This window comes from Mycobacterium sp. TH-M82 (genome assembly GCF_057473605.1).
In genome coordinates this window covers 1-9,182 of sequence record NZ_JBYCKY010000127.1, presented here as the reverse complement: position 1 = coordinate 9,182, position 9,182 = coordinate 1, and the positions used below count along the sequence as shown (strand labels likewise).

The following is a 9,182-nucleotide window of genomic DNA, read 5'->3' as shown; positions in this document are numbered from 1 at the left end:
CAAGCATGTGCGACTGGTTCAGGATCTGTTGGCCGACCCGGTTACTGCCGGTCAGGCGGTGAGCCAGGACGGCAAGGCATGGTATCTGCCGGTCGGGGTGGCGGGCACACTCGGCGATCCGAAGGCGGCAGAATCCGTCCAGGTGGTGCGCGCTATCGCCGCCCAGTCGTTTAACGGTACGTCCACGACGGTTCGCGTAACCGGCCCTCCCGCGACGTTCAGCGATCAAATTGATTCGGCTGAGCAGGATTTGATTGTCATTTCTGTGGTGACCGCGGGGCTGATTGCGCTGATTTTGCTGGTCATCTATAGGTCATTGTTTACCGCGTTGCTGCCACTGGTGGTTATCGGCGTCAGTCTTGGGGTAGGGCGCGGAGTGCTCTCGGGGCTGGGCGAAGCGGGGATGCCGGTGTCGCAATTCACCATCGCGTTCATGACGGCGATTCTGTTGGGCGCCGGCACCGATTATTCGGTGTTTTTGATCAGCCGGTATCACGAGCAACGCCGCCAGGGGGTCTCGCCCGACCTCGCGGTGATCAATGCGACCGCCACCATCGGGCGCGTAATCCTGGCCTCCGCGGCGACTGTGGCGTTTGCATTTTTGGCCATGGTGTTTGCAAAGCTGAGCGTTTTTGGCGCGCTGGGCCCAGCGTGTGCGATAGCCGTCTTCGTCGGAGTCGCGGCCACCGTGACGTTGTTCCCACCGGTGTTGGCGCTGGCCGCTAAACGCGGCATCGGCGAGCCCAAAGCCGACCGCACACGCCGCTACTGGAACTGGATCGCGGTGGCCGTAGTCCGCCGGCCCGGCCCATTGCTGGCCGCCAGCCTGGCTCTCGTGTTAGGGCTAGCTGCTGTGGCGCTGACCATGCGCATGAGCTATGACGACCGTCAAGGCCAGCCGGAAACGACCGCCAGCAACGAGGGTTATCATCTGCTGGACAGGCACTTTCGCAAAGATATCGTTATCACGCAGTTCATGGTCGTCGAATCACCGACCGATATGCGCACCGGTAAAAGCCTGGCCGACCTGGACGAAATGGCGTCTCGCGTGTCGCAATTGCCAGGTGTCACCAAAGTTTCCGGCGTCACCCGGCCTACCGGGGCGCGACTGGACCAGGCACAGCTTTCTTGGCAGAACGGCCAGATCGGCACCAAGATGGCCGATGCCGTCGCCAAAGGAGACGCCCACAAGACCGATCTCACCAAACTCACCGGTGGCGCCGACCAACTCGCGGGCGGCCTGGCGCAACTTGACACCACCCTGCGCACGGCGCTGACTCCGCTGACCGGGATCCTTACCCAAGCCCAGTCCAGCGGGCCACAATTTCAGCGCTTTCGCCAGCTGCTGCAGCAGCTTTCGGCTACCACACCGACCGTCGACCAAGCTATTCGAACCGGGCCCGGGCTACGCCAAGAAGCTCAACAAGCCCAACAAGCGATCGCCACCATCGACCCGCTGGTCGGTGCGCTCAACACCTCCCCCTGGTGTGCCACCACCCCCGAGTGTGCCCAGATCCGCGACCAGGTACGGATCTTGGTGACTTTGCGCGATGGCGGCTTTTTCAGCCAGCTCGCCGACCTCGGCGATTTGTACCAGCCCGATGCCAATAATGCAGGCGGCACCGTGGCAGACCTGCAGCGCACAGTCACTTCGCTGGACAAGGCCTTCGGAGCGCTTGGCGATCCCGCCGACATGGCCGGCAACATCGGCCGCCTTCAAAACGGCATCAGCCAGCTCGCGTCGGGAGCACAAGCCCTAGCCACCGGTGTGCACACCCTCGCCGACAGCAACATCGAAATGTTGTCCGGCATGAGTCAGATCGCCACCCAGCTACAGAATTCCGCGCGATCCAGCGCCGGTTCGGACAACTCCAGCGGCTTCTACCTTCCCGCTAACGCCTTCGAGAATCGCCAGTTCTCCGATGTGGCAAAGCACTTTCTATCCGCTGACGGCAAGACCGCGCGCTTCGCCATCGAATCTAGCTACAACCCCTACAGCAGCGAAGCGATGGATCTCGCGCAGAAGATCACGCACGTTGCCGATGCCGCACGCCCCAACACCTCGCTGGCTCACGCCCGGATATCGATGGCCGGCTTCCCCGCCGTCAATTCCGATATCCAGCGCCTCCTGTCGGCCGACTTTCACCTACTGGCCATCGCCACACTCGTCATCGTCGGGTTGACCCTCGTCGTTCTGCTACGTGCCGTGGTGGCCCCGCTCTACCTGCTCGGTACGGTCGTACTCAACTACGCAGCCGCACTGGGCATCGGCACACTGGTCTTCCAATACGGCCTGGGCAAGCAAATCGCTTGGCCCGTTCCGCTTTTGGCGTTCATCATCCTGGTCGCGGTGGGCGCCGACTACAACATGCTGCTGATCTCGCGGCTACGCGAGGAATCCGCTCACAACATTCGCGTCGGCGTGCTGCGCACGGTCGCGAACACCGGCTCAGTCATCACCTCGGCCGGGCTCATCTTCGCGGCCAGCATGTTCGGCCTTATGGTCGGGTCCGTCGCGATCATGCTCCAAGCCGGACTCATCATCGGCTGCGGCCTACTCCTGGACACCTTCGTGGTCCGCACCCTCACGGTTCCCGCGATCGCCACATTGCTCGGTGAGGCCAGCTGGTGGCCTCAACGGAAGCCCTTGGCCCCGCGCGCCAGAGCACGCTGACGATGACATGTCACCTGAGGGACAACGCAGCGTGACGGGCGTGGACCTTGCGCCCAAAGGGGCGCGGATTACATGACACTTACTCAGGAGCGCATCCACACGCGCGACGGCATCACTCTCGTGGCGGATTGCTACCGGCACCCCACGACTGGTCCCGTGGTGTTGCTCCTCCATGGCGGCGGCCAAAACCGCCACGCCTGGGCCACCACAGCTCGTCGCCTCCACGCCCATGGCTACACCGTCATCGCGTACGACACCCGCGGCCACGGCGACAGCGACTGGGACCCGAGCGGACAATACGACGTCGAAAAGTTCGTCGCCGATCTGCTCTCGGTTCGAGAACACGTCGGCACCGAGAGTCCCCCTGCCCTCGTTGGCGCGTCGCTGGGTGGGCTAACCATCCTGGCAACCCACCTGCTGGCCCCAGCCGGGCTGTGGGCAGCCGTTATTCTCGTCGACATCACCCCGAGGATGGAGTTCCACGGGGCCCGTCGCATCGTGTCGTTCATGGCCGCCCACCCCGACGGCTTCGGCACACTCACCGATGCCGCCGACATCATCGCCGAATACAACCCGCGCCGACCGCGACCCGAAAATCTCGACGGTCTGCACAAAGTTCTGCGCCAACGTAGCGACGGTCGATGGGTCTGGCGCTGGGACCCAGCCTTCATCAGCTCCAACTTCGATGTCCTGCAAGGCGAACTCATGACCGACACCGAGGAGTTCGAGGCGATCAGCGGGTTTCTCGCCGAAGGAGCACGTCGAATCACGGCCCCGACGCTGTTAGTGCGGGGCGCGCTTTCAGACGTCGTCTCCGAGGAAACGGTCAACGAATTCCTCGAACTCGTCCCGCACGCCGAAACAACTGACGTGACGGGCACAGGTCATATGGTTGCCGGCGACGACAACGACGCCTTCACCAGCGCTGTCACCGACTTCCTCGACCGCCGCGTATTTTTGTGAGACGGTCTTTTCCCGTGAAACCCGCGTCGCCTGCTGGGCCCCCAACACTGCGAGACCAGCAAGTGAACCCCCCTAGTACTGTTGGTTTCGCTACGCTACTGTTCGTACCATAACTCAGGAAGCATCTGGGAATGTCGGATTGACGAAGGCGATGTCATGCCCTCCGCAAATACTGGCTCGTTAAGGGACCGACGCCGTGCCGAGTTGCTCTCGCAGATCCAGGGCACCGCGCACCAACTTTTTGCCGAACGTGGATTTGCTGCTGTGACCACTGAGGACATCGCTGCCAGTGCCGGGATATCCATCAGTACTTACTTCCGTTACGCGCCTACGAAGGACGACCTTCTTGTCGCGCCGTTGCGGCAGGCGGTCGCCGAAATCGTTGGTGCCTACGGCGCTCAGCCGTCGGACCAATCGGCAGCCGAGGCGCTGATCGCGTTGTTTGCCGAAACCGCCTGGGACAAAACCAATCCGAACCCGCACTACTGGCAACGAGCCATACTGACCGCCCCCCACCTACTGAGCGAATCGGTACTGATCAGCGACAACGATGACCGCAAGCTCGTCGAACTCGTCGCCACAAGGATGGGCGTCGATGCGGCATCCGACATCCGTCCCTCGCTGCTGGTCCACACGGGTTTGGCCACCGCACAATTCATACTTCGGCGCTGGCTGAGCTCAGACACTGAAACGAAGCCACCGCTGCACGTTCAGTTGAAAGAAGCTTTGAGAGTCACGTTGGCTGGATTCGATTGAAAGTAGACCGCTTTGAACTCGGGGCATACGGTTGGCCGGCTAAACGCAATGTGGCCCCGTCACAGTCTCTACTCTGAAAGAACGTTGGCTCCATCGTGGGCACGCGAGTGCGGATATTCGTCGAATGCGTCCAGAACGCGCACGGCGAAAGCAGGGCTCATCTCAGACTGAACTTCTTCTTTCGCCATCCAACGGACTTCCCGGGCTTCGGCAGTCGGGTGCGTGTCGCCAGCGGCAGGACTGCAGCGGTAGACCAACGCGACAATCCCCTGCTTGAGGTTCTTGTAGACGCCGGTAAGACGTTGCACCGTGACCTTCAATCCAGTTTCCTCGAGGACTTCCCGCCGCACACCATCCTCGAAGGATTCGTCCAGTTCGAGTACGCCACCGGGGGCTTCCCAGTGGCCGTTGTCATCTCGCCGGATCACGAGAATGCGATCATCGCCACGTACGACGATGCCGGCGACACTGACTGAGTGTTTAGGAGTGGTTCCCATCGTTCGGTCTCCATTGTTCGATGCCGTCGGAGGTGACACGGGTTGACTGGCTTCCTAGACTAGTCGTCTAGACATGTAATGGAAGGCTCGCGGGTGCTGCAACTTGGACAAATCGATCGAGGCGATGACAAACCGCCATATCGGCAAATCGCGGGCATACTGCGAGAGGCGATCAGTTCCAATCGGCTCGCACCCGGGGAGCGACTGCCGTCCGAGGCGGAACTGATCGAACATTTCGGTGTAGCGCGCATGACTGTAAGACAAGCGGTGCAGGAGCTTCGTTCCGACGGATTGGTCATCTCACAACACGGCCGCGGGGTGTTCGTCCGCCCGGAACCTCGAATCCGCAGACTAGCGTCTGATCGATTCGCACGACAGCACCGCGCCGAGGGCAAGGCTGCATTTACCGTCGAGGCGGAGAAATCCGATTTCGCGCCGCAGGTGGACAACATCGTTGTGAGCCGAGAGAGGCCGAATTCGTTTGTGGCTGAGCGCCTTCGAGTTTCAGACGGCGATGACATTGTCGTGAGATCGAGGCGTTACCTGGCGAATGGGCGACCCGTCGAGACGGCCGTCTCGTACATTCCGGCGGCATTTGCCGAAGGCACGAGGATCGAGCAGCTGGATACCGGACCCGGTGGTATCTACGCGCGCTTAGAAGAGCACGGTCATGTGCTTGCTCGCTTCACTGAAGAAGTCGCCGCTCGGATGCCCACTCCTGAAGAACGGCGGCAGCTGGAGCTTGACTCAGGAGTTCCGGTGCTTACGGTGTTGCGAACCGCTTACGACACCGATGACGTGGCGGTGGAGGTCTGCGACACCGTGAAGGTGGCCTCCGCCTACCTGCTCGAATACGAGTTCCCGGCCCGCTGAGCGCAAAGTCTCACACGAATCACGCGTCGCCCGTTGCACTCCTCTAGACGACTATGTACCCTCAACTTGTCTAGAGCAGTTCTACGAAAGGTCGACAAAGTGTCTGTGCCGAAGTGGCTCAAGCTGTCCCACCAGCAGGTTTTCCCACACAAAGCGTTCGTGGTGTCAGATGTGACGCCGGTGATCGATTACGAGCGGTCAACGAAAGACAACAAGGTTCAGGCGACTGATCGAGAATCAGGCCTGCCGTTGTGGCAGGTGGAAGTCCTCGACGGTGATCCGGCCGCGAGCAAGCGGGCACGCACCCTGACCGTCAAGTTCGCAACGCCCAAGCAGCCTGTGTGCCCACAGAACACTGCCGGAATGCCTTTTACACCAGTGATTTTCGAAGAGTTGTGCGTGTTGCCGTACGTGGACCGTTCGAGCGAATCCGGCCGCATTGCGTGGTCGTTTCGGGCCTCGAGCATGACCGCGGACACTGGCAAGGCGGGGTCCTCAGCGGCAGACCGGGCGTCAGCATGAGTCCGTACGACCCCGTAGTACCTAGCGATCCGTATTCGATTCCAGATCCCGACGCCGGGACGGACCTCTTTGACCTCACGCACCTACTGACGGTCGGCGCCACATGGCTCACCGCGGTGACCGGCGTGGTCACCCTTTCGCTCGTCGTTTGGAGACTGCGTTCGCCCGCCACATTTGGGCGCTATGTCGCAACCCCTGCGCGGCGGATCCGATGGCTGCTATGGGCGTTGACCTCTTGGCCGCGAGTTGCCAAGGCCTGCGGGCTGTCGACTTCCGAGCGCGTCGCACGTACGGACTCGCAGGGCAAGACCACGACGAAGACAGTCTGGACCCACCCTCGCCTTCTCGGGGTGAGCATCTCCGATCACTGCCTGCACATGACCGTCCGCACACGAACGGGCCAGACAGTCGATGACCTCGAAAACGCGGTCCCCGCGATCCGCGACGCTGTCGGGGCACATTCCGCCCGTTCCACGGTGGTAGCACCCGGGACGGTTCGCATGGAATTTGTTATGCGACAACAGCTGTCGGCCATCAAGACTGCTAGACGGCCAGCCTGCACCGAGGCAACTGCCGTTAAGATTGGCCGACGGGAGAACGGCTCGGCTTGGATTCTCCGCGTCGCTGGCCTCCACACCCTCACTGTCGGGTGCTCAGGAGCGGGCAAGGGCTCCATTTTTTGGGGCATTGCAGGCGGCTTAGGCCCGGCCATCAGGTCAGGAACCGTGCGGCTTTTCGCCGTCGACCTCAAGTACGGGATCGAAGTGTCAGTCGGCTCCGCCCTATTCAGCAAGATCGCGACGACCGAGGTCGAGGCCGCGAGCCTGCTCAACAAGTTGGAGGAGCTGCTGGATTGCCGTGGCCGCAGGATGGCCGGCCAAGCGCGTTCGCACACACCGAGCACCGCCGAACCGCTCGTGGTGCTGCTCATCGATGAATTGGCGGGCTTGACCGCTTACATGACAGACGTCGCCCTCAAGAAGCAAGTTGCAGCCTCGCTCTCACGCATCCTGACAAAGGGCAGGGCCGTAGGCCTCGTGGCCACCGCCTTCATGCAGGACCCCCGCAAGGAGATTCTGCCCATGCGCGGGTTGTTCACCCAGACCGTTGCATTGCGGCTGCGTTCACGCGACGAAGTCGCGATGGTTCTGGGTGATGGCCTCGCTGATGCCGCACCCGCGCACCGCATCAACCCGAGTGAACCTGGGACCGGATACGTCATCGCAGAAGACGGATCAACGATGCGAGTACGTGCCGACTACTGGCCAGATTCGTTAATCCGTTCTGTTGCACAAGAATACGGGTTCAAGAGCCAAAGATCTACTGGTCCCGCAGAGAACTGAGGACAGCGGCATGGCAACTCTTGGCATCAACGCCACCACCAAGATAGCGACCTTTCCAGAGCTTCTGACAGCGGAACAGGTGGCGGAGCTGCTTGGCGTGTCCACTGCCACCGTGAGCCGATGGGGCGCGCTACGGGAACACGGCGCAGATGTGGGGCCGCCCTGCTACACGCTATCTGATCGCGTAAGACGTTGGGACGCAGCGGAAGTCCGCGCGTGGCTCAAGCAGGTGCACCGCTAAGTGGCCGGATCAGTACCGCGCGGCATCCGAAAGCGGACCAATTCAGCCGGCCAGGCGCGCTACCAAGTGCGCTACCTGGTGCGCGATCCAAACTCCCCGTCAGGATGGGTCGAGACATCATCGACGTTTGCCACCATGCGGGAAGCGCGCGCGTTCAAGGCGGATCGCGACGGCGAGTCGGCGATCGGCGCCCGACGATTCGACCCCAGACTTGGCCGCGCCAGCCTCTCCGCTATCTGGACGCAATACAGCGCGTCGAAGCAGCCGGCCGTTTCCCCCAAGACGTGGAGCGGCTACGTGCAGCATTGGGAACTGCGTATCAGCCCGCGCTTCGGCCATGTCCCGGTCGACGAGGTCAGCCGGAAGGATGTGCAGCAGTTCATCGGCGGCCTCACCGTGGGCCCGTGGGCCAGACTCGCCACGCTCCGGCTGCTGCGCTCGATTCTCGACATGGCTCGCGAGGACGGCCGAATTCACATCAACCCGGCCCAAGGTGTGTCATCCGGTCGGATGCCGGCGCGGGAACGTCACCGCTACCTCTCCGCTACGGAAGTCGCCGCCCTAGCAACCGCCTGCGGCGGCCAAGGCGACATCGTCACAATCCTGGCCTTTACCGGTCTGCGCTGGTCCGAACTCGTCGGCCTGCGCGTCGGCGACATCGACCTCAAAGCACGCCGCCTCTACGTCCGCCAAGCCGCCCCGGACGTGGAGGGCCGAATTATCGTCGGGCCACCGAAAACTCGCGCCGCCGTCCGAACCGTCCCACTCCCCCAAATCGTCATCGACGCGCTCGAGCCACGAATCGAAAACCGCTCACCTAAAGAACAAGCGATCACTTCACCAAACGGCGGCTTTCTCAGATCAAACAACTGGCGCAGACACACCCACTGGAACAAAGCCCTCAAGCAAACCGGCTTGGCGCCGTTGACGATCCACGACCTGCGCCACACCTACGCGAGCCTCGCCCGCAAATCCGGGGCCGACCTCCGCTACGTCCAGAAGACCATGGGGCACTCGACGCCGACTGTCACCGCCAACATCTACAGCGACCTCTACTCAGACGAACTCGACCACGTCGCTACGAATCTCGACCGGCTCAATGACGTCGCCAAAGACCAGGCGAACGGACAGGAACCGGACACACCGAAATATCCATAGAGTGCTGTCACCGCGTCCGTGCAGTTCAAGACTGGTGGCCAGGGGCGGGATCGAACCGCCGACCTTCCGCTTTTCAGGCGGACGCTCGTACCGACTGAGCTACCTGGCCGGAAGGCAAAATGAGTGCCTCGCCGTCTGGCGACCCTGACGGGACT

The 9,182-nt window shown here is 62.0% G+C and carries 9 protein-coding genes and 1 tRNA gene; 8 read left to right on the top strand and 2 right to left on the bottom strand.

The window, feature by feature from the left end; genetic code table 11:
• The 3 genes from AC2VON_RS03685 to AC2VON_RS03675 form a co-directional block, all read left to right on the top strand.
• Positions 1 to 2,674 (top strand): MMPL/RND family transporter (locus AC2VON_RS03685; protein WP_486951721.1); only part of this gene is annotated, 2,674 nt, incomplete at its 5' end.
• Positions 2,675 to 2,746: 72 nt separating this feature from the next.
• Positions 2,747 to 3,637 (top strand): alpha/beta fold hydrolase, encoded by an 891-nt coding sequence (locus AC2VON_RS03680; RefSeq protein WP_041787016.1) that lies wholly within the window; start codon positions 2,747 to 2,749, stop codon positions 3,635 to 3,637.
• Between the two features lie 156 nt (positions 3,638 to 3,793).
• Positions 3,794 to 4,393 carry a TetR family transcriptional regulator gene (locus tag AC2VON_RS03675; RefSeq protein WP_041787015.1) on the top strand — a complete coding sequence of 200 codons (600 nt, stop codon included), beginning with the start codon at positions 3,794 to 3,796 and terminating at the stop codon, positions 4,391 to 4,393.
• Between the two features lie 68 nt (positions 4,394 to 4,461).
• Here AC2VON_RS03675 and AC2VON_RS03670 read toward each other — a convergent pair whose 3' ends face one another.
• Entirely contained in the window at positions 4,462 to 4,890 is a 429-nt protein-coding gene (locus tag AC2VON_RS03670; protein WP_041787014.1) for an NUDIX hydrolase, read from the bottom strand.
• Positions 4,891 to 4,968: 78 nt separating this feature from the next.
• Between AC2VON_RS03670 and AC2VON_RS03665 the strand changes: the two genes are divergently transcribed.
• The 5 genes from AC2VON_RS03665 to AC2VON_RS03645 all read left to right on the top strand — a co-directional run bounded on the left by AC2VON_RS03665 (position 4,969) and on the right by AC2VON_RS03645 (position 9,027).
• Complete coding sequence (locus tag AC2VON_RS03665; RefSeq protein WP_014379118.1) at positions 4,969 to 5,763, top strand: GntR family transcriptional regulator; 795 nt, start codon at positions 4,969 to 4,971, stop codon at positions 5,761 to 5,763.
• Between the two features lie 99 nt (positions 5,764 to 5,862).
• Positions 5,863 to 6,285 (top strand): hypothetical protein, encoded by a 423-nt coding sequence (locus tag AC2VON_RS03660; protein ID WP_041787013.1) that lies wholly within the window; start codon positions 5,863 to 5,865, stop codon positions 6,283 to 6,285.
• Positions 6,282 to 7,628: a hypothetical protein gene (locus AC2VON_RS03655; RefSeq protein WP_014379116.1), complete on the top strand. Its 1,347-nt coding sequence runs from the start codon at positions 6,282 to 6,284 to the stop codon at positions 7,626 to 7,628. Before AC2VON_RS03660 ends, AC2VON_RS03655 begins: the two co-directional genes overlap by 4 nt.
• A 10-nt stretch (positions 7,629 to 7,638) precedes the next feature.
• The gene (locus AC2VON_RS03650) at positions 7,639 to 7,869 is read left to right on the top strand and encodes a helix-turn-helix transcriptional regulator (RefSeq protein WP_041787012.1); all 231 of its coding nucleotides are present in this window, start codon (positions 7,639 to 7,641) and stop codon (positions 7,867 to 7,869) included.
• Positions 7,870 to 9,027 carry a tyrosine-type recombinase/integrase gene (locus AC2VON_RS03645; protein ID WP_041787011.1) on the top strand — a complete coding sequence of 386 codons (1,158 nt, stop codon included), beginning with the start codon at positions 7,870 to 7,872 and terminating at the stop codon, positions 9,025 to 9,027.
• Between the two features lie 32 nt (positions 9,028 to 9,059).
• Here AC2VON_RS03645 and AC2VON_RS03640 read toward each other — a convergent pair.
• A tRNA-Phe gene (locus tag AC2VON_RS03640) sits at positions 9,060 to 9,136 on the bottom strand.
• Positions 9,137 to 9,182: the final 46 nt, after the last annotated feature.